This is a genomic window from Vreelandella subterranea, from assembly GCF_900111305.1.
GTDB lineage: Bacteria > Pseudomonadota > Gammaproteobacteria > Pseudomonadales > Halomonadaceae > Vreelandella > Vreelandella subterranea.
On sequence record NZ_FOGS01000006.1, the window covers coordinates 72,129 to 91,796 of the forward strand.

The window sequence follows — 19,668 nt, forward strand, 5'->3', positions numbered from 1 at the left end:
ATAAAAATTCAAGCAAATCATATATTTGCTAAAGATAACCCTAATAATAGTGATTCGCGTCAAACGGCATATGCCAGGCCAGCATTGGCTTCCAGGCGAGCCTCATGAACCGCTTCACGCGTCACCGATTTAGCAAAGCATGCGCACTTGCCGCATTGAGTGGCACAGCCGGTTGCTTCACGGACTTCCCGCCAGCTGCGCGCGCCGTCGCTCACCTGCTGGCGGATCTGATGGTCAGTTACTCCCTTGCACACACACACGTACATGGCTGCACCTCATAAAGTTCATAAGGTGAATGTAAATGAGTCGCATACATCTTTGCAAGTAAAAATGCATGGCCTTTAGTATCGATTCGTCTTAAGTGTTATGAAGGTGCATGTAACTGATTGTCGGGAGCGACATTTTGTATTCTTGCAAAGAAAAATTAATGCTTGGGCAATTTCACGGTCTGGGTGCCGGAGGCGATGTCCGGCCAGCTACGGTAATGCTTATCGAATAACACCCACCAGTAACCAATCCCCAGCGCTGCCAGAGAAAGCCAGGCAGTGAGGCAGCGCACCAGACTTTGCTTGAGGGAAATGACCTCACCATCGAGGGTTTGCACGCGCAGTCGCCACGCCTGCATGCCCAGTGTCATGCCACCACGCCGCCAGAAAAAAACAAAAAACAGCGTCGTGCTCAGCACCAGCAAAAGCCGCAGGCTCCAGATATCGACCTCCAGAGTGCCTATATCTTCTGCCTCTTGGTCTAGCACAAACCTGAAAAACGCCAAATGGGCGACCGTCACGGCAATCCAGATGGCTGTAACCAACAAGCCATCATAGAGCATCGCCCCCAGGCGCGATGGCAATCCCGCGGGCCGGATATTGCCCGGCTGGGGAAAACGTCGCTTGGTCATAGAGCTCCTTGAGATCAGGAATTAACCGTTGCGCCTCAGGAAATAAACCCCCACCACTGCGCACGCCAGCGTCGGCACCAGTACCGCCCAGACGGGTGAGAACCCAAAGAGTGTCGAGGCCGGTGCCAGCAAGTCCTGAACGTATTTAAAGACCAGACCGGTGACCACGCCATAAAACACCCGGGTACCCGCCGCCACGGTACGCAGCGGACCAAACACAAACGACGCGGCAATCAACACCAGCGACCCCATGGTCAGCGGCATTAACATTTTCTGCCAGAAATACAGCAGCGGCTGGTCCGTCTGCATGCCCTGCGCTTCCAGGAAGCGCGCATAGGCCCAAAGCTCGCTGGGTGCCTGACTTTCTACCGAACGCAACAGGCGCTCCAGTTGAAGCGGGGTGAAGTCGGTTTCCCAGCGCATGGTTTGGGATTGCTCGGACTCGGTGTGGTCATCAAAAATCCGCGTAGTGGCGACATCCTCCAACTGCCACCCGCCAGCGTCCCAGTTGGCGCGACGCGCGTGAGTCGCTTCGACGAGACGTTCCTCATCAAACCGGTAACGGGTCAGGTCGAGCACCACGTTATCCGCCCGAATCGCGCCGAAGCGGTAAACGCTGTCTCCCTCGACCTGCCAGCCGCTGCGGCTGGTCAACATGGCGCCCTCCCCCTGAAGCTGCTCGAGCCGCCACGCTTCGGCATATTGTTCGGTGCGCGGGCTGACATACTCAGCCACCATCAGCACCACGACGACGAAGACCAACACGGGCTTCATCACGCTCCAGACAATCCGCCCCAGTGAACGGCCCGCCGCACGCATCACGGTCAGTTCGTTGCTTGACGCCATACTGCCCAAGCCGATCAGCGCGCCTATCAGTACCGCTACCGGTGCGTATTGATAAAACCGCCAGGGGGTGCGCATCAACAAATAGAACAGCGCATCCAGAGCCGAATACCCTTCCTGCACATCGCCCAGATCGTCGATGTAGGCGATGGTGATATCCAACCCGAGCAGGACGAACTGCACCACCACAATGGCTGCCAGCACATTACGGGCAATATAGCGGTCGAGGCGATCAATGATCATCAGCGCATCCCCTTGCGTTGTGAGTGCCAGATCAGCAAGAGCCCCAAGGCTAGAAACAGCCCATGAACGGGCCATATACCCACGGTGGTGGACCACGCCCCGCTGCCCACCGCATCCACGGCCGCCAGCAGTAAGCTCAGGTACGCAACGTATAAAAAGACCGCGGGAAGCAGCTTGGCAAAGCGCCCCTGTCGGGGGTTAACCCGCGACAGGGGCTGCGCCATGATCGCCAGAATAAAGACCATCAGCGGCAGACCGGCCCGCCACTGCCATTGGGCTTGGGCGCGATCATTGTCATCCTGCCAGAGCGCCAGCGTGGTGGCGTACTCCAGCGAATCCAGCTCCTGTCGGTCGCGGCTCAAGCCCAACCGCAGCGTATAACGTTCGAACGTCAAGCGTTCAGCATTGCGCTGCCCTGGCGTTACGCCGTAACGCTCGCCGTTATTGAGGACCAGAAAGCGGCTGCCGGTTTCCATGCGCGTTTCCTGATAGCCGGACTCGGCTCTAGTGACATAGTCGTGCTCGGCGTCATCGGAAGGATTGCGCTGCTCGTGGACGAGAACATCCTGCATTTCACTTCCATCCTCATTGAAACCGCTGATATAGGCGGTACGGCCACCGCCGAACTCCTGAAAGCGGCCGGGTGCCAGCACCGACACGTCCAATCGGCTTTCCTGTTCTTCTATGATCGCAGCCGTTTGCAGAGCGCCTGCCGGTGTGAGCCAAAGGCTACAAATACCCACCGCTATCGCCACCGCCGAGGCAGGCAGTAACGTCACCTTGAGAAGCCGCCTGGGGCTCATGCCACAGGCCACCATCACCGTAATTTCGCTGTTCATGTACAACTGACCATAAGCCAGCAATATGCCCAAAAAGAACGAAAGCGGCAGGATAAGCTCCATGAACCCCGGAAGGTGATAGACCATCAAGCTGCCCAGAATATTGACCGGGAAATCGCCCTCCGCCGCGTCGGAAAAATAGCGGATAAAGCGGCTGCCCATGATCACCAACAGCAAAATGCCCGCTACAGCGGACATGGTGACCAGAACCTCTCGGGTTAAATAGCGAAATAAGATCAACGCGCTCTCCGGCTAGTCGTGCAGGATGTTATGCAACACCTGCCGTGCTTGGGTACACTGGGTCATTATCCTGAATACCTCGATGCTTGTCTTGTTGGAGACGTCATGGAATTTTCCGTTCAAACGGCCAATCCCGCCAAAATAGAAACGGCCTGTCTGGTCGTCCCTATTTACAAGGTGCCTGACCACAAAAGTCGCGATTTATTGCCCGCCGTTGCCAAACTCGACGATGCCAGCGAGCAACTGATCGGCCAGCTTGTGGCCAATGGCGACGTTGATGCCAGCCTCGCGAACATACAGTTATTGCCGTATGCCCCAGGCCTGGGTGCCGAGCGCCTGCTGCTCGTTGGCCTTGGCGAACGCGAAAAATGCCATGAAACGGCGTACCTGAAGGCGCTGGATGCCGCCATGACGGCGCTCCTCAAACTGCCTATTGATAACGCAAGCGTCATGCTGACCGAAGTACCGCTTGCCGATCGCGATACCGGCTGGAAAGCACGTAAGGTGCTCGAAAGCATCGAGCGCGCGAGCTACCGTTTTGATCAGTTCAAGCGCAACCCGTCGCCAGCGCCAAGCCTGACGCAGTTGAACCTGATGATCAGCAACGCCGCCGACGCCGAGGCTGCCCGACAGGGCGCCCACCAGGGTAGCGCTATCGGTCAGGGTATCAACTATACGCGTACGCTGGGCAATCTGCCGGGGAATGTGTGCACGCCTAGCTACCTGGCCGACCAGGCGGAACAGCTTGGCCGTGACTCCCAAGGCGCGTTGGACGTCGATATTCTGGACGAAGAAGCGCTTGCCGAATTGGGTGCGGGCGCCCTGCTATCGGTCGGGCGCGGCAGTCGAGAGCCAAGCCGCCTGATCGTCATGCGCTACAATGGTGCCGAGAACGCGGATGAAGCCCCCCACGTCCTGATCGGCAAGGGTATCACCTTCGATACCGGCGGCATTTCGCTCAAGGCTGGCGAAGGCATGGACGAGATGAAGTTCGACATGGGCGGTGCCGCCAGCGTATTCGGCACGGTCAAAGCACTCCTCACGATCAAGCCCAAGTTGAACCTGATATTTATCGTTGCCGCAGCCGAAAACATGCCGGACGGCGCCGCCACCAAACCCGGCGACATCATTACCACGCTCAAGGGGCTAACCGTTGAGGTGCTCAACACCGACGCAGAAGGCAGGCTGGTGCTGTGCGACGCCTTGACCTACGCCGAGCGTTTCAAACCGGCGAGCGTGGTCGATATTGCCACGCTCACCGGCGCGGCCATCATCGCGCTTGGCCACCACGCCACCGGTCTTCTGTCTAACGACGACGACCTGGCACTGGACCTGCTCGACGCCGGCGAAGCCGCCTGGGACCGCGCCTGGCACCTGCCGCTTTGGGACGAATATCAGGAGCAGCTCGACTCCAACTTTGCCGATCTGGCCAATATCGGCGGCCGCCCGGCGGGTACCATTACCGCCGCCTGTTTCCTGTCGCGCTTTGCCGAGCATTTTCCTTGGGCACACCTGGATATTGCGGGTACTGCCTGGCACTCCGGCAAGCAGAAAGGCGCCACCGGACGCCCTGTGGGGCTACTGACGCAATATCTGCTGGACCGCGAAAACGACGCCCAAGTCGAAAATGGCGACGACTAGACAACCAGCGGTTGCCTTTACGCGCCACAACCGTTAAACCTGAACATATCAAGGCGTACTGAGCTTTACCCAGTACGCCTGTTTTAATACCCCCACTTATTACAGTAGTCGCCCTGAGAGGCGTGTTGCTAGCGGAGACTGACAGCCGTGCCCACTGCAAGTTTTGATACTCATTTTGAAGCCCTGCCGTCCAACCAACCGACGGCCGACGGGATTCGCGACAATATTCTCAACAACCCTGGCTTTGGCAAGCACTTCACCGACCATATGGCGCACATCCGCTGGACGATCGACGCCGATTGGCACGGTCATCAGGTGCGTCCCTACGGCCCTCTGACGCTCGACCCCGCCGCCTCGGTGCTGCATTACGGCCAGGAGATCTTTGAGGGCATCAAGGCGTACCGTCACGCCGACGGCTCTGTCTGGACGTTCCGCCCCGAGAAAAACGCCGAACGCTTTCGCCGCAGTGCGCGTCGTCTGGCGCTGCCCGAGCTTTCCGATGAGGATTTTATTGGCTCACTGAAAGCCCTGCTCGCTCAGGACCACGTCTGGGTACCCACGCCCTCAAGCGATGCCGACGAATGCAGCCTCTATCTGCGCCCGTTCATGATTGCCACGGAAGCCTTTCTGGGCGTACGACCCGCCCACGAGGTGGATTATTACGTGATCGCCTCGCCGGCCGCCGCCTATTTCAAAGGCGGGATCGAGCCCGTGTCCATCTGGCTCTCCTCCCACTACAAGCGCGCCGCGCCAGGCGGCACCGGCTTTGCCAAGTGCGGCGGCAACTACGCGGCCTCACTGGCAGCGCAAAAGGAAGCCGCCGCCAACGGCTGCGGCCAGGTGGCGTTTTTGGACGCCGCAGAAAGCAAGTGGATCGAAGAGCTGGGCGGGATGAACCTGTTTTTCGTCTTCAAGGACGGTCGCCTGGTGACGCCGCGCCTGACCGACACCATTCTCGAAGGCGTCACGCGCAACTCGGTACTCACCCTGGCCAAAGACGAAGGCCTGAGCCCGGAAGAACGCCCTATCAGCATCGACGAATGGCGTGAGGGCGCAGCTTCAGGCGAGATTACCGAAGTCTTCGCCTGCGGCACGGCGGCCGTCATCACGCCGGTGGGCGAGCTGGTCAGTGAAGACGAGCGCATTCGTCTCACGGCGGGTGGCAATAACGAAGTCGCCAAGCGCATTCGCACCAAACTGCTGGATCTCCAGTACGGCCGTAGTGAAGACAAATACGGCTGGCTCACCCAGCTGGCATAATCCCACCTCTTGCGTCGCCGCGGCATTGCCTGCGGCGACGCTGCCCTGAGACGCCCTGCCAGGAATCCGCCATGGCGCGTATCGACTTTTATATCCTGCCGGACACAACGCTGGATGCCCGCCTCCAGTTTGCCTGCAAGCTGGCCGAGACCATCCACCGCAAGGGCTACCGGCTGCACCTTCACTGCGAGGACAAAGCCCTGGCGGAACAGGCCGACGAGGCCCTGTGGGGCTTTCGCGACGACGCCTACCTGCCCCACGCGCTGGAAGACAGCGACATGGCCACAAGCGTGCCGATCACGCTAGGTTGGCAACAGCTGCCTGTGCCCTCGGTAGAGACCGCCCTGCTGAACCTGCATCCGGATATTCCCGAGGGCATTGAGCGCTACACCCGCATTGCCGAGATTATTAACCAGCACCAGCAAGTGCTGGTCGCCAAACGCGCCTGCTGGCAGCGCTATAAAGAACTCGGGCATGAGGTCGTACCGCATAAGCTGGGTAATGGCTGAGATAGTTGGTAAACAAGTACGATCAAAATCAAAATTAGGTTGAGCAAGTAACCCATATGGCCATCAAGAAATCCGAACTTTACTCCTCCCTCTGGGCCTCCTGCGATGAGCTGCGCGGGGGAATGGACGCGTCCCAGTACAAGGACTACGTCCTGTTTATGCTGTTTATCAAGTACATTTCAGATAAATACGCCGAGTCGGACGATTTCGCCCCACCGGTGGTCATCCCCAAGGGCGCCAGCTTCAAGGACATGATTCAGCTCAAGGGAAAGAGCGACATTGGCGACAAGATCAATACCCAGATCATTCAGCCCCTGATCGACAATAACGCCCGGCTGGCGCGCAGCGACTTCCCAGACTTCAACGACCCCAACAAGCTGGGCGAAGGTAAGGCGATGATCGATCGCCTTACCAACCTGATTGGCATTTTCCAGAAACCGGAGCTGGATTTTGCTAAAAACCGCGCCGAGCACGACGACATTCTGGGCGATGCCTACGAATACCTGATGCGCCACTTCGCCAGCGAAAGCGGTAAGAGTAAGGGCCAGTTCTACACACCCTCGGAAGTCAGCCGGGTCATCTCCCAGGTGATCGGCATTTCGCCGAAGACCGCCGTGGCAGCTACCACCGCTTATGACCCGACATGTGGGTCGGGCTCGCTGCTGCTTAAGGTGGCTGCCGAAGCGGGCAAATACATCACCCTGGAAGGGCAGGAAAAGGACGTGACCACCGCCGGTCTCGCCCGCATGAACATGATCCTGCACAATTTTCCCAGCGCCAACATCCTGCAGGGCGATACGTTAGCCAGCCCAAAGTTTAAGGGTGACAACGGCCAAGACCTGCGCACCTATGATTACGTGGTGGCCAACCCGCCCTTTTCCGATAAGGCCTGGAGCACCGGTTTAACGCCGGAAGACGACGAGTTTCAGCGCTTCAACTGGGGTGTGCCGCCCGCTAAGCAGGGCGACTACGCCTACTTGCTACACATCATTCGTTCCATGAAAAGCACCGGCAAGGGCGCGGTGATTTTGCCCCATGGTGTACTCTTCCGAGGCAACGCCGAAGCAGTGATACGCAAGCAACTGGTACGCTCAGGCATTCTCAAAGGCATCATCGGCCTGCCAGCCAACCTCTTCTACGGCACCGGCATTCCCGCTTGCATCCTAGTGTTGGATAAAGAGAACGCACAGGCAAGGAAAGGCATTTTTATGATCGATGCCTCAAAAGGCTTTATCAAAGACGGCAATAAAAACCGCCTGCGCGAGCAGGATATCCATCGCATGGTGGACTCCTTCAAAAAACAGGTGGATGTGTCGCGCTATGCCCGCATGGTGCCGTTTGACGAAATCGCCGACCCCAAGAATGATTTCAACCTCAATCTGCCGCGCTACATTGATACCAGCGAGCCGGAAGACCAGCACGACATCCACGCTCACCTCAACGGCGGTATCCCCGAGCGGGATATCGACGGTGACCCGCACGCCATTCCACCGGTACCCGGTCTAGCTGCCTACTGGCAGGTATTTCCACAACTCCGCCGAACACTGTTCCGGCCCAGCCACCGCATGGGTTACGCCGACCCGGCTGTGGATGCCTCAGACATTAAACCCTCAATTCTTGAGCACCAGGAATTCGCCGCCTTTCGACAAAAGGTTATCGGCCTGTTCAACGATTGGCGCGAGCGCAACGCCCCTCGCTTGAAAGCCTTCGGCGAAGATGGCCAACCTAAGGCACTGATCACCGAAGTCGGCGAAGACCTGCTCAACAGTTTCCGTAACGCGCCGTTGCTGGATCCTTACGATATTTACCAGCACCTGATGGACTACTGGTACGAGACCCTGCAGGACGACGCCTACGAAATCGCCGCCGACGGCTGGGTGGCCAAAACCCGCCGAATCCAGGAAGAGATCGCCAGCGGCAAGAAAAAAGGCCAGATGAAAGATAAAGGCTGGACGTGCGACCTACTGCCCAAGCCCTACATCGTCGCGCACTACTTTGCCGAGCAACAGGCCGAACTGGACGCGTTACAAACCGAGCTGGACATCCTCGTCAGCCAGATCACCGAGCTGGAAGAAGAGCACGGCGGCGAAGAGGGAGTGCTTAAAGACGTATCAACCAAGAGTGAAGCGCAGGAAGCGTTTAGACAAGCCCTTATAACAGCTTGGCAAGAAGAAGCCCCTAAAGACAGCGCCAATTATCGAGCCCTGATCGAACAAGCGACAGAGCATGCCATCGAGCTTCGCACCATAGCTGATAGCGGCTATTTTGAGCCCCTAAGAAATAGCAAAGGTAAGCTGACCCAGAAAGCGATCCAGGCACGCCTTGATGAAACAGGCGATGTTGAAGAACACAAGACCTTAAAGCGCTATATATTGCTAGAAAAGCAATTGAAAGCTATAGAAAAGAAGGCTGCTCAGATTCTGACCAGCGTTGAAATACATTACCGTGAGCGCCTACACCTTGACCAACTACCTGAGCTTTTGGCCGATTTTTATACTCTCGCTCACTATCTGGATCTGATCGGAAAACAGAGCAGCCTTAAGTCTCAAATCAAGGAACAGGACGCCGAGCTAGACCAGCTCGCCCATGATAAATATCCAGAACTCACCGAAGACGAAATCAAGACTCTAGTGGTCGACTACAAATGGCTCACCGCCCTAGAAGCCGCCGTGCATGGTGAACTGGAACGCGTCTCCCAAACCCTGACCGCCCGTATACGCCAACTAACAGAGCGCTATGCCACTCCCCTGCCGCAAATTACCCAGCGCGTGAAGGAGCTATCATCCAAAGTGGATAAGCACCTGAAAAAAATGGGGGTCGAGTGGGCATGAACAGCGAAACAGTGGAAGTTCGGGAAGTATCGCCGGGGTATGGATTCACGGCGGAGAAGCCGACTGAACCTTTTGGCTACAAGCAGACTGAGGTTGGTGTTATTCCTGAGGATTGGAGTGTATTAACAGTTGGTGTTCTGAATCCTTTCGTAACAAGTGGCTCACGTGGTTGGGCTCAATATTACAGCAAATTTGGTGATTTATTTGTTCGCATTACAAATATGAGCCGTGAAAATGTTCACCTTGACCTAACCGATACTCGATTTGTGTCTGTGCCTAATATCGGTCAAGAAGGGGATAGGACATCCCTTGCTCGCGGTGACCTACTCATTTCGATAACCGCCGATATTGGGATAATTGGCTATATTGACGAATCGGTCCCGTTGCCCGCCTATATTAATCAGCACATTGCCCTGGTCAGATTTCCTAGTGAAATCGTATGCTCTAAGTTTGTTGCTCTATTTTTAGCGTTTGGAGAAGGTCAGAAGAGATTCCATGCGATCACGGATCAAGGAGCGAAAGCAGGTATTAACCTCAAAACCGTGAGGGAATTACCCTTGGCTCTTCCTCCTACCTTGAAAGAGCAACGTGCCATCGCCACCGCACTAAGCGACGTTGATGCCCTACTGGAAGAACTGGATCGACTGATAGCTAAAAAGCACGACATCAAACAAGCCACCATGCAACAACTCCTCACCGGTCAAACCCGACTGCCGGGTTTTGAGGGGGAGTGGGAAGAAGCTCAGTTGGGCGAGCTTTGCAGCTTCCACAAAGGTAAAGGCCTCCCGAAAAGCTCACTAGATGCTTATGGAAGGTATGAATGTATCCACTATGGTGAGTTATTTACTCAATACGGCGTTGAAATCAGAAAGACCATCAGTCGAACGAGCACGCGCGGAGATAAGTTTCTTTCGGTAGCGAATGATGTGTTAATGCCAACGTCAGATGTCACCCCATCAGGTTTGGCAAAAGCCAGCTGCATAAAGAGCGATAAAGTGGTTTTGGGGGGTGATATTCTCGTCATTCGCGCAGATCCACATACTCTCAATGGTACCTTTCTAAGCTACATTATTCGAAATGATGATGACCAAGTTCTTCGCCTTGTGACAGGTACCACGGTTTATCACTTGTATGGATCTGACATGCGTAAATTCACCTTAAGGATCCCTGGGGTTAGGGAACAAAACGAAATAGTTAAAGCTCTTCTAGCAATGGGAGACGAGGTTGAAGCCATAAAACAACGTCGTGCCAAAACTGTAGTTCTCAAGCAATCCATGATGCAGGAGCTTCTAACCGGCCGCACACGTCTAAAAGTGGCTGAGCAGAATTCGGAATTCTTATGCTGAACCGCGTCGCCCGATTCTTGCTTGTTTCTACCTCACTGGCTCCGATATTAGGCGCCCTTGCTGTTCGACAGTATGCAGAAGGAAAACCATGGTTGAGCTGGGTGCTGGTTGCTGGTTGCTGCGCTTCTAGTTTTTCTGTGCTGGGCGATGCTGCGTTACGCAGCTCAAAATGCACAAAAACATCTCTTCCGTATTCAAGAGTTCGAGCGCAATGACAAGGAGGTGCTCGCCTTCTTACTGGCTTACCTGTTGCCATTTATCTCTAGTGATGGCGTCATCTCCACGGGAGAGTGGCTGGTTGGTGCATATGTTCTGGCAGTAATTTTCTTGGTTATTGCTCATGCTGGCGCCTTCCATTTCAATCCCGTGATGGGGCTTCTGGGATATCACTTCTACAACGTAAGAAATGGGGACGGCGTTTCCCACCTACTAATTAGCAAAGATGAATTAAGAAAGCCTGGGACTGATATTCAGACGGTTCGTTTGGCCCACGGAATATACCTACATACGAGGGAGAGTGATGTTTGAAGATTTTCAACTCGCAGCAATCGTAAAGGGAGACGATGGCATGCAACTTCGCAGAATTCCATTACATCAGACGTTGCAGACCTCACTTTCCGGAAGCTGGGCAAGCCTTTATCAGTCATTTGTGGGTGAAATTACGGAGATTGATTTCAACGCTGGCTACAAGCCGGAGCTCCACGAGCGTTTCTCTTTGTCGGAATTTGCATTGCCAGATTGGATTGCCGACGAAACCACTCAATCTGTTCCCAACCTTGATGCAATCACAACCGATGATGCCCTACTTGAAGCGATGAAGGGCGTTGTTGCATTCGTACAGAATAGTGATGGTGAAGAGTTACTCTTGTTTCAAAACTTCAGCCGTTCACATGTTATTCAACCCGGACGTTTTCTTTTTTTACAGAACAACACCTATGAGACCCCTCAACGACCAGGTCTAGCACTTGATAAGAAAATCAGTGCGGTGTATTCGCCTGCTGACGAAAAATTACTGTTCCAGAATTTTCGCACCGTTAACACCTTCCTGCCACTCGCGGACTTTTATGAAGAAGCGACGGAACAACAGATTCGCGAAGTACTGAACCATGAGTTATTGGCGCCGGAAGATGTGGATTCACTTGCGACAGGAGCCAACCAGTGGTTTCGTACGCGTTTTGCGATGCTAAATGATTCAGATGTTCTCAATGCCTATTCCGCAACAGAGATCTTGGCACGGTCAAATGGATATGATGTCGACATCCACCTGGAGAATGAACAGATTGTTTTCCCGGCAGAGAAAGCCGCTGCGAAAAAATTACTTCAGTTCCTCAATGAAGAGTTGTTTCGGGGCGCGATCACAGAAACGCTTTACGAAACTAACTCAAAGCGAGAGGCAGACTGATGAACAAAAAGATTCTTGACTAACGTTTGACACCGAGCGGCACGGCTCGCACGGACTCGAAAAGCCTGGAGCCCGTTTACTGGAGCACCAATGGGCTGCCGTCACCAGTTTTGGGGCCTTGACGTTCTCCGACGCTGAAATTGAAGCATTTTTCCATCGATAGCTGATGCAGCTTATGCCATGACTATAACTGAACTTATGGAGACGGTCGCCCGCGGCGAAGACAGCCGCCACCAGTTCAAACGCGATGCCACCAACGCGGATGGCCTTGCCGCTGAGATGGCCGCGTTTGCCAACAGTGGCGGTGGCTGGCTGTTTCTGGGCGTTAATGATGACGGCTCAATTGCGGGGCTGGATGGTGCAGCGGTTCGGCGGTTAAACCAGCTGCTGGGCAACGCTGCTTCTCAGCATGTGCGCCCGCCGGTGCATCCGCTGACTGAAAATGTGCAGACAGATCAGGGCATTGTAGTCGTAATAGAAGTGCCCGATGGTCTGGCTAAACCCTACCTCGATAATCAAGGCCGCATTTGGGTTAAGCAGGGCTCCGACAAACGGCATGTCACTTCCCGTGAAGAGATGCAGCGCATGTTCCAGCGCTCCGGGCTAGTTTACGCTGATGTGGTGCCGGTATCAGGTACCTCGGCAGAAGATATCGATGACAAGGCGTTTACCGCCTACTTCAATCGTCGCTATGGAGAGAGCAGCGAGTTCTCTGGTCTGACACGGGAGCAGTTACTGCAGAACCTGGGCCTTGGCGATGGCCAGGAGTTGAATCTTGCAGGACTGATGCTGTTTGCTCGCAATCCTCAGCGCTGGCGACCGGCCTTTGAAGTGAAGGCGGTGGCCTTCCCCGGCACCGCCCTGCACGATACCCGCTACCTGGACAGCGAAGACATCAAAGGCACCCTGCTGGAGCAGTTCCAGGGCGCTTTCGCTTTTATCAAGCGTAACCTGCACCATGTACAGCACGGACGCAGCTTCAACACCCTGGGTGAGCTGGAGATTCCCGAAACGGCGTTGGAAGAGTTGCTGGTTAATGCCTTGGTCCACCGGGACTACTTCACTAGCGCTTCGATCCGCATCATGGTATTTGCTGACCGTGTGGAAATCGTAAGCCCTGGTCACCTGCCGGACAGCCTGAGCGCTGAGGATATTCGCCGAGGAAAGACCATCCGCCGTAATCCTACGCTCACCGAACATGCCAGCCATATCTTACCCTATCGCGGTATGGGCAGCGGTATCCCCCGCGCGCTGGAAGCCTGGCCGCAAATTGCCCTAGTGGACGACCCGGCCGGAAATCAGTTCAGCGCGGTGATCTGGCGGCCGGAAGCGGAGTGGTCTGGGGAAGTGACCGACCAAGTCACTCCACCAGTCACTCCACCAGTCACTCCACCAGTCACTCCACCAGTCACTCCACCAGTCACTCCACCAGTGGAGAGGCTATTGGGGCTGCTGGCCGAAGAGGGTGAACTGTCGAATGCTAGCCTCAGGGAACGCCTAAAACTCAAGGATCGTACTCATGTGCGCAAGCACTATATCGACCCAGCTCTGGAGCAAGGGTTAATCGAATACACGATTCCAGACAAACCCAATAGCCGCCTGCAAAAATACCGCCTAACGGCTGCTGGCCAAGCATGGCTGCAACAACAGAACAAAAAGGGATGACTTATGCCTGTAAACCCTCGCCCAGAACGTGAAACACAGCACCGCGTGGTAACGCTATTCACTCAGCCTGAAAAAGACGGTGGACTGGGCTATCGGCATCTGGGCGACTGGAGCAAGCGGTCAGGCAACCGCGCTATTGAGCCCGCGCTACTGAGAGCCAATCTGAAGGCGCGGGACTACTCGGATGCCCATATTGCACAGGCCCTACAGAAGCTGGAAACCGCCGCTGATGTCACCGGAGTAGGCCTCTACCAAGCCAATATGCGCACCTATAACCTGCTGCGCTACCCGGTAAAAGTGCTACTGGGTCCAGGAAAGCCCCACGAAGATGTCCACCTGATTGATTGGGTACACCCAGAGAACAACGATTTCGCGTTGGCCGAGGAAGTTACGCTCAAGGGCGGGCATGAGCGGCGGCCCGATATGGTGCTTTACCTTAACGGCTTAGCGGTGGTGGTCATTGAGCTCAAGCGCAGCTCAGTGGAGGTGGCCGACGGCGTGCGCCAACTTCGCACCAACCAGGAGCCGATGTTCAACGAGGCATTTTTCAGCACCTCGCAACTACTATTGGCGGGCAGTGACTCTCAGGGGCTGCGCTACGCTACCACCGGCACCCCAGAGCAATTCTTTGTTCAATGGAAAGACGAGGAGCGACCAAAAGACATTAGCCCGGGGGCGCTGCTGGATCGACCGCTGGCACAGCTCTGCAACAAAGGGCGGTTGCTAGATGTGATGCGTAATTTCGTGATCTTCGATGCCGGGCAGAAAAAGGTACCGCGCCCCCATCAGTATTTTGGCATCAAGGCGGCTCAAGAACGCGTTGCCAAACGCGAAGGCGGCGTGATCTGGCATACCCAGGGCAGCGGCAAGAGCATTCTGATGGTGCTACTGGCCAAGTGGCTGCTGGAGCATGACCCAGACGGCCGCATTCTGGTGGTGACCGACCGTGACGAGCTTGACCAGCAGATTGTCGGCGTCATGCGTAACGCTGGCGTCGTAGGAGAAGACGCGCCCTCCCCCCGCATCAGCTCCCGAGCGCAGTTTGTGGAAAAGTTGAGTGCCAGCACGCCCCGCTTGCTGTGCGCCCTAGTACATAAGTTCGACCCATCAGACTTCAAGGGAGAGCCGCCGCCGGTACAGGGGCGCTTTTACGTGTTCGTGGACGAGTGCCATCGCACTCAGGGCGGCCACTTGAACAAGCAGATGAAGCGCTGGCTGGCGGATGCCATTTTTATCGGCTTTACCGGCACTCCCCTGCTACGCAAAGACAAGCAGACCACGCGGGAAGTGTTTGGCACCTACATCCACACCTATAAGTTCCCTGAGGCGGTAGCCGACAAAGTCGTTCTTGATTTGAAGTATGAGGCCAGGAATGTGCCCCAGCGGCTAACCTCGCAAGAAGCTGTAGATACCTGGTTTGAGAACGCCACCAAGAACCTGAACAACTATCAAAAGGCGATCTTGCGCAACAAGTGGGCAACGTTGGAACACTTGATGAGCGCCAAGGAGCGAAAGGAACGAATCATTGCTAATATCATCGAGGATTTCAGCCGTAGGCAGCGCTTAAATAACAACCGGGGGACAGCCATGCTGGTGGCGGCCTCCATCTATGACGCCTGCCATTATTATCGGCTGTTTCAAAACACGTATTTTGGCAAATACTGCGGCATCATCACGTCTTTCGACCCCAACCACAACGCCATCTCTCGGGAATCGGAACACAGCGGTGAGCGTTATAAGTTTGATACCTACAGGCACCACGTATTAACGGATGGCCAGTCCACCAAACAATACGAAGATGAAATGAAACGCCGCTTCAAGGAAGAACCGGCCAATTGCAAACTGTTGATTGTGGTAAGCAAACTACTCACTGGCTTTGATGCACCTACCTGCACCTATATTTACCTGGATAACGAACTGCGCGATCACAACCTGTTCCAAGCTATCTGCCGCACGAACCGCCTGGATGGCGATGACAAGGACTATGGCCATATTGTCGATTTCAAGCAGCTGTTCGGCGATGTGCAGAATGCCATCGCAGTCTACAGCTCGGACGAGCTGGATCTTGATGATGGCAGTGAGGCGGAGAACAACATCGAACTGAAAGATTGGCTGAAGGAAGGCCGTGAGACGCTTGAAACCACCCGTGAAGCCCTGCATTACCTCTGCGACCCCGTTCCGCCACCCAAGGATATCGAACAGCACATCCATTATTTCTGTGGCGAGACTTACAACCCCGAGGCGCTGGATAACACCGAAACATTACGGATTTCATTTTACAAAGCAGTCACCAGCTTTGTGCGTGCTTTCGCCAATATCACCCAGCACCTGGACGAAGCTGGCTATTCCGGGAACGACATCCAACGGCTGAACGACGAAGTAGCGTTTTACAGCGAGATCCGCGACGCGATTAAACGCCATTCCGGTGAAGAGCTGGATATCAAGCCCTTTGAAGCTGACATGCGCCACCTGATCAACACTTATATTCAGGCTGACCCTGCGGGCAGCATGGGCTCAGTGGATACCTACTCGCTGGTGGAACTGATTGTAAATACCGGCATCCACGATGCGATTGCCCAAAAGCTCAACGCCAAAGGGAAGCTTTCAAACAACGCGGTGGCCGAAGGCATCATTAACAATGTGCGCAAAACCATTATCCGCGAGCAGCTTACCGACCCACGCTTTTATGAAGAAATGTCGACGTTGCTGAACGACTTGATCGAAGAGTGGCGCTCTGAGACAGCCTCCTACAAGGAGTTTCTAGAAAGGGCTGAGGAACTGGCCAAAAAAATGAGCGAAGGTCAGGCATCAAACGAGTTACCCAGCATATTGAAAGGCAAGCATGAGGCAGTGGTATTGTTCAGAAATTTGCCTCATCTGGCACCTGAATCGGTCGATGACAAGAAACTGGCCGAAAAGCCGCCGCAATATATGGATCCATGGGCGCAGTTGGCACTTCGGCTTGATGCCGCCATGCGCGAGCAAGTGCCCGCGCATTGGAAGGGCGACGAGGTTAAGGAGCGACAAGTACTCAACGTGCTCTACCCGCTGCTCAACAAGAACCGCGAAGCGACCGAGGCGGTTTTTGACCTACTCAAAAACATGAATGGTTACACATGACCGAAACCATCGAACTGGGCGACATACTCATTGCCGTTACCCGCAAGACGGTGCGCAATGTCCACCTATCCGTTCATCCCCCGGAAGGCAGGGTGACGTTGGTCGCACCCACCAACACACGTCTTGAGGTGGCCCGCGCCTATGCGATTTCAAAACTAGGTTGGATTCGCAGTCAGCAGTCCAAGCTCCAGCAGCAGGATCGGGAAACGCCCCGAAGGTTCATTAAGCGAGAGAGTCACTATCTCTGGGGCCGACGTTATTTGTTGAACGTCGAAGAGAAAGAAGCCCGCCCCTGCATCATGCTCGACCACAAGCGCATCACGCTAAGGGTTAGGCCCGGTAGCAGCCTCGAAAAACGTGCCCAAGTTATGCATGAATGGCATAAACTCCAGCTCCACGAGGCCGTCCCACCGCTGATCCAACGCTGGGAATCAAAACTGGACGTCACCGTCAAACGTTATTACCTTCAGCGCATGAAAACCAAATGGGGCAGTTGCAACCACCGGGCGGGCAATATCCGGCTGAACACCGAGCTGGTGAAAAAGCCCAGAGACCTGCTGGAATATATTATTGTTCACGAAATGGCACACTTGATTGAGCCCACGCACAACGAGCGCTTTATCGCACTACTGGATCGACATTATCCGGGGTGGCGCGAAGCGCGTGATGAGCTGAATGCGCTGCCTTTGAAGGCGGAAATCTGGTGAGGTGCCGTTTTTCTGATAAGTGAGACATAGCCGCCGAAATCAGCAAGTGCTGGTCGCCAAACGAGCCTGCTGGCAGCGCTATAAAGAACTCGGCCATGAGGTCGTACCGCATAAGCTGGGGTAATGACTAAGCCGCTCCGACTACCGTTAAGCTAGGTTGTTCGAGCAACCGACATTTCAAAGAAGCTCGTGGCTATCATCCGCCACAAACGAGTGACCCCGCACGTGGCGGGGTCATCAATGGAGAAGACAGTCTCTATCACTGCGTCTTCGCCTTAGCCTCCCTGTTGTTGCATCTGCTCCTGCATCTGTTGCATTTGCTGCCGCCGCTGAGCCATGGCCTCATCCAGTTGATCGCGCTGCTCCTGAGTAAACACGTCTTCGATCTGAGATTGCATGATGACGCTATCGGCGGTCATCTCGGCCGTTAGATCACCAAGACGCTCCGCATCAGCGCGAATGGCCGCTTCATCGTAATCGGGCTGGACGTGCTCGCTGAGTTGCTGTTGCAGCTCTCGGGCTTCCTGCTGCTTGGCACTGCTTTCATCTTGCATCTGGGTCAAGAGGTTGCTGAGTTCATCCTTCTGACCGTCATCCAGATCCAGCATTTTGTCGAGTTGGTTAACCTGGTCATCGACACTGGGAGTACCACCACCCATGCCTCCGCCACCCATTTGCTGGGCCATGGCAGGAACACTGAATGCCAGTGCGGTGACTGCTGGAACCAAAAGCTTGGTTAGCTGCATCAAAAACTCCAATTGCGTACAAAGTGAATGACTACCCGACACAATCCTGACGGGGCTTGCTCTACTCTCGCATTCCGACAATGCTGTTTTCAAAAAATTCGTCGCGACAGCCAATTGTTGATTACCATGAGCGGGGCCTGTCGCGCCCTTTACACTCTCGGAGACGCAAACGTGCTCACGCGCTACCCCCTCGTCACGATCGTTATCGCTCAACTGTTCGGCACCTCGCTGTGGTTCAGCGTTAACGGCGTTGGCTTGGCGCTGCAGGAGGCTGTCGGGCTGAGTGAGGGTGACCTCGGACTCCTCACCATTGCCGTGCAGGCCGGGTTTATCACCGGCACCCTGGCGATTGCCACCACGGGCCTGGCCGACCGCGTTCGCGCCAGCCATCTGTTTGCCATCTCGGCTGTGCTCGGGGCACTGGTTAACGCCGCCTTCATGGGCGTGGCGGATAACGTCACGCTCGCCGCGATCGCGCGTTTCGCGACCGGGCTTTGCCTGGCCGGCATCTACCCGCTGGGTATGAAGCTGGTAGTCAGCTGGACACCCAGCCACGCCGGGGCGGCGCTTGGCTGGCTGGTCGGCATGCTGACCCTGGGCATCGCCTCGCCGCACCTGCTGCGCGGGCTGACCCTGCAACTACCCTGGCAATGGCCGCTGCTCCTGGCATCGCTGCTGGCGCTGGTCGCTGCACTGATGATTTATAAGCTGGGCGTTGGCCCGCACCTCCCTGCCAAAGCCAATGGCGGGCGGCCCTGGGCGGGCCTTGCGGCGTTCAAACATAAAGATTTTCGGGCAGCTGCACTGGGCTACTTCGGCCACTGCTGGGAGCTTTATGCACTATGGGCCCTTGTACCGTTTTTGGTCACTCGCGAGCTGGAACGCCTTAATGCAGCCACCAGCGCCCAGTCCTGGATCAGCTTTTTGATCATTGCCATCGGCCTGCCCGGCTGCGTGCTGGCCGGCCGTTGGAGTCGCCGCTATGGCAGCGCTCGCGTGGCGTTTGTTGCGCTGGCCACCTCGGGCGCCTTATGCCTGCTCTATCCGCTGATCGGCGGGGCGCCACCGCTTTTGCTGATCGCCCTTTTACTTCTCTGGGGCTTTAGCGTGATCGCCGATTCCGCACAGTTTTCAGCCCTGGCCAGCGCTACCGCGCCACCCGAGCGGCTAGGCGCGGCGCTTGCCATGATGAACGCCATTGGCTTTGGCCTGACGATACCCTCGATCGCGCTGGTCACCGCCCTATGGTCGGATCAGGGCCTCGCGGTGATCTGGTGGCTGTTGCCGGGGCCGGTACTTGGGTTGATCGCCATGCGCGGACTGAATCGCCAAACGGCCAGGGCCTGACGCCCTACCCTTAATCGCGCTATACTTGACG

16 protein-coding genes are annotated in these 19,668 nt (G+C 55.6%); 11 read left to right on the top strand and 5 right to left on the bottom strand.

Annotation, left to right across the window (positions count from 1 at the left end):
* Positions 1-59 precede the first annotated feature (59 nt).
* The 4 genes from BMX75_RS09995 to lptF all read right to left on the bottom strand — a co-directional run bounded on the left by BMX75_RS09995 (position 60) and on the right by lptF (position 3,063).
* Positions 60-266 (bottom strand): bacterioferritin-associated ferredoxin, encoded by a 207-nt coding sequence (locus BMX75_RS09995; RefSeq protein WP_092827556.1) that lies wholly within the window; start codon positions 264-266, stop codon positions 60-62.
* 158 nt (positions 267-424) lie between these two features.
* Positions 425-898, bottom strand: coding sequence for an RDD family protein (locus tag BMX75_RS10000; protein ID WP_092827558.1), 474 nt, complete (start codon positions 896-898; stop codon positions 425-427).
* A 21-nt stretch (positions 899-919) separates the two neighbouring features.
* Positions 920-1,984, bottom strand: a complete 1,065-nt coding sequence (lptG, locus tag BMX75_RS10005) for an LPS export ABC transporter permease LptG (protein ID WP_092827560.1) — start codon at positions 1,982-1,984, stop codon at positions 920-922.
* A complete protein-coding gene (gene lptF, locus BMX75_RS10010) occupies positions 1,984-3,063 on the bottom strand; it encodes an LPS export ABC transporter permease LptF (RefSeq protein ID WP_092827562.1) in 1,080 nt (359 codons plus the stop codon). Before lptF ends, lptG begins: the two co-directional genes overlap by 1 nt.
* Before the next feature lie 105 nt (positions 3,064-3,168).
* On the opposite strand from lptF, the gene BMX75_RS10015 reads away from it, so the two are divergent.
* The 10 genes from BMX75_RS10015 (at position 3,169) to BMX75_RS10060 (ending at position 17,544) form a co-directional block, all read left to right on the top strand.
* Positions 3,169-4,704, top strand: coding sequence for a leucyl aminopeptidase (locus tag BMX75_RS10015; RefSeq protein ID WP_092827564.1), 1,536 nt, complete (start codon positions 3,169-3,171; stop codon positions 4,702-4,704).
* A 147-nt stretch (positions 4,705-4,851) separates the two neighbouring features.
* Positions 4,852-5,964 (top strand): branched-chain amino acid aminotransferase, encoded by a 1,113-nt coding sequence (locus tag BMX75_RS10020; protein WP_092827566.1) that lies wholly within the window; start codon positions 4,852-4,854, stop codon positions 5,962-5,964.
* Between the two features lie 71 nt (positions 5,965-6,035).
* Positions 6,036-6,473 carry a DNA polymerase III subunit chi gene (locus BMX75_RS10025; RefSeq protein WP_092827568.1) on the top strand — a complete coding sequence of 146 codons (438 nt, stop codon included), beginning with the start codon at positions 6,036-6,038 and terminating at the stop codon, positions 6,471-6,473.
* A gap of 56 nt (positions 6,474-6,529) precedes the next feature.
* The gene (locus BMX75_RS10030) at positions 6,530-9,304 is read left to right on the top strand and encodes a type I restriction-modification system subunit M (RefSeq protein ID WP_092827570.1); all 2,775 of its coding nucleotides are present in this window, start codon (positions 6,530-6,532) and stop codon (positions 9,302-9,304) included.
* Positions 9,301-10,650 carry a restriction endonuclease subunit S gene (locus BMX75_RS10035; RefSeq protein WP_092827572.1) on the top strand — a complete coding sequence of 450 codons (1,350 nt, stop codon included), beginning with the start codon at positions 9,301-9,303 and terminating at the stop codon, positions 10,648-10,650. Before BMX75_RS10030 ends, BMX75_RS10035 begins: the two co-directional genes overlap by 4 nt.
* A 147-nt stretch (positions 10,651-10,797) precedes the next feature.
* A complete protein-coding gene (locus BMX75_RS10040) occupies positions 10,798-11,178 on the top strand; it encodes a hypothetical protein (protein WP_175474727.1) in 381 nt (126 codons plus the stop codon).
* The gene (locus tag BMX75_RS10045) at positions 11,171-12,052 is read left to right on the top strand and encodes a Kiwa anti-phage protein KwaB-like domain-containing protein (RefSeq protein ID WP_092827576.1); all 882 of its coding nucleotides are present in this window, start codon (positions 11,171-11,173) and stop codon (positions 12,050-12,052) included. Before BMX75_RS10040 ends, BMX75_RS10045 begins: the two co-directional genes overlap by 8 nt.
* Before the next feature lie 180 nt (positions 12,053-12,232).
* Positions 12,233-13,717, top strand: coding sequence for a Fic family protein (locus BMX75_RS10050; protein WP_092827578.1), 1,485 nt, complete (start codon positions 12,233-12,235; stop codon positions 13,715-13,717).
* Between the two features lie 3 nt (positions 13,718-13,720).
* Positions 13,721-16,837: a type I restriction endonuclease subunit R gene (locus tag BMX75_RS10055; protein ID WP_092827580.1), complete on the top strand. Its 3,117-nt coding sequence runs from the start codon at positions 13,721-13,723 to the stop codon at positions 16,835-16,837.
* A complete protein-coding gene (locus BMX75_RS10060; protein WP_092827582.1) occupies positions 16,834-17,544 on the top strand; it encodes a M48 family metallopeptidase in 711 nt (236 codons plus the stop codon). The genes BMX75_RS10055 and BMX75_RS10060 overlap by 4 nt, the downstream gene beginning before the upstream one ends.
* Before the next feature lie 275 nt (positions 17,545-17,819).
* On the opposite strand, the gene BMX75_RS10070 is transcribed toward BMX75_RS10060, so the two are convergent.
* Positions 17,820-18,290 (bottom strand): Spy/CpxP family protein refolding chaperone, encoded by a 471-nt coding sequence (locus tag BMX75_RS10070; RefSeq protein ID WP_092827584.1) that lies wholly within the window; start codon positions 18,288-18,290, stop codon positions 17,820-17,822.
* Between the two features lie 171 nt (positions 18,291-18,461).
* On the opposite strand from BMX75_RS10070, the gene BMX75_RS10075 reads away from it, so the two are divergent.
* Positions 18,462-19,637, top strand: coding sequence for an MFS transporter (locus BMX75_RS10075; protein ID WP_245748478.1), 1,176 nt, complete (start codon positions 18,462-18,464; stop codon positions 19,635-19,637).
* Positions 19,638-19,668 lie beyond the last annotated feature (31 nt).

Coding starts and splice junctions, on each gene's coding strand:
- BMX75_RS09995 (WP_092827556.1), bottom strand. CDS start 266: ATGTACGTGTGTGTGTGCAAGGGAGTAACTGACCATCAGATCCGCCAG.
- BMX75_RS10000 (WP_092827558.1), bottom strand. CDS start 898: ATGACCAAGCGACGTTTTCCCCAGCCGGGCAATATCCGGCCCGCGGGA.
- lptG (WP_092827560.1), bottom strand. CDS start 1,984: ATGATCATTGATCGCCTCGACCGCTATATTGCCCGTAATGTGCTGGCA.
- BMX75_RS10015 (WP_092827564.1), top strand. CDS start 3,169: ATGGAATTTTCCGTTCAAACGGCCAATCCCGCCAAAATAGAAACGGCC.
- BMX75_RS10025 (WP_092827568.1), top strand. CDS start 6,036: ATGGCGCGTATCGACTTTTATATCCTGCCGGACACAACGCTGGATGCC.
- BMX75_RS10030 (WP_092827570.1), top strand. CDS start 6,530: ATGGCCATCAAGAAATCCGAACTTTACTCCTCCCTCTGGGCCTCCTGC.
- BMX75_RS10035 (WP_092827572.1), top strand. CDS start 9,301: ATGAACAGCGAAACAGTGGAAGTTCGGGAAGTATCGCCGGGGTATGGA.
- BMX75_RS10040 (WP_175474727.1), top strand. CDS start 10,798: ATGCTGCGTTACGCAGCTCAAAATGCACAAAAACATCTCTTCCGTATT.
- BMX75_RS10045 (WP_092827576.1), top strand. CDS start 11,171: ATGTTTGAAGATTTTCAACTCGCAGCAATCGTAAAGGGAGACGATGGC.
- BMX75_RS10050 (WP_092827578.1), top strand. CDS start 12,233: ATGACTATAACTGAACTTATGGAGACGGTCGCCCGCGGCGAAGACAGC.
- BMX75_RS10055 (WP_092827580.1), top strand. CDS start 13,721: ATGCCTGTAAACCCTCGCCCAGAACGTGAAACACAGCACCGCGTGGTA.
- BMX75_RS10060 (WP_092827582.1), top strand. CDS start 16,834: ATGACCGAAACCATCGAACTGGGCGACATACTCATTGCCGTTACCCGC.
- BMX75_RS10070 (WP_092827584.1), bottom strand. CDS start 18,290: ATGCAGCTAACCAAGCTTTTGGTTCCAGCAGTCACCGCACTGGCATTC.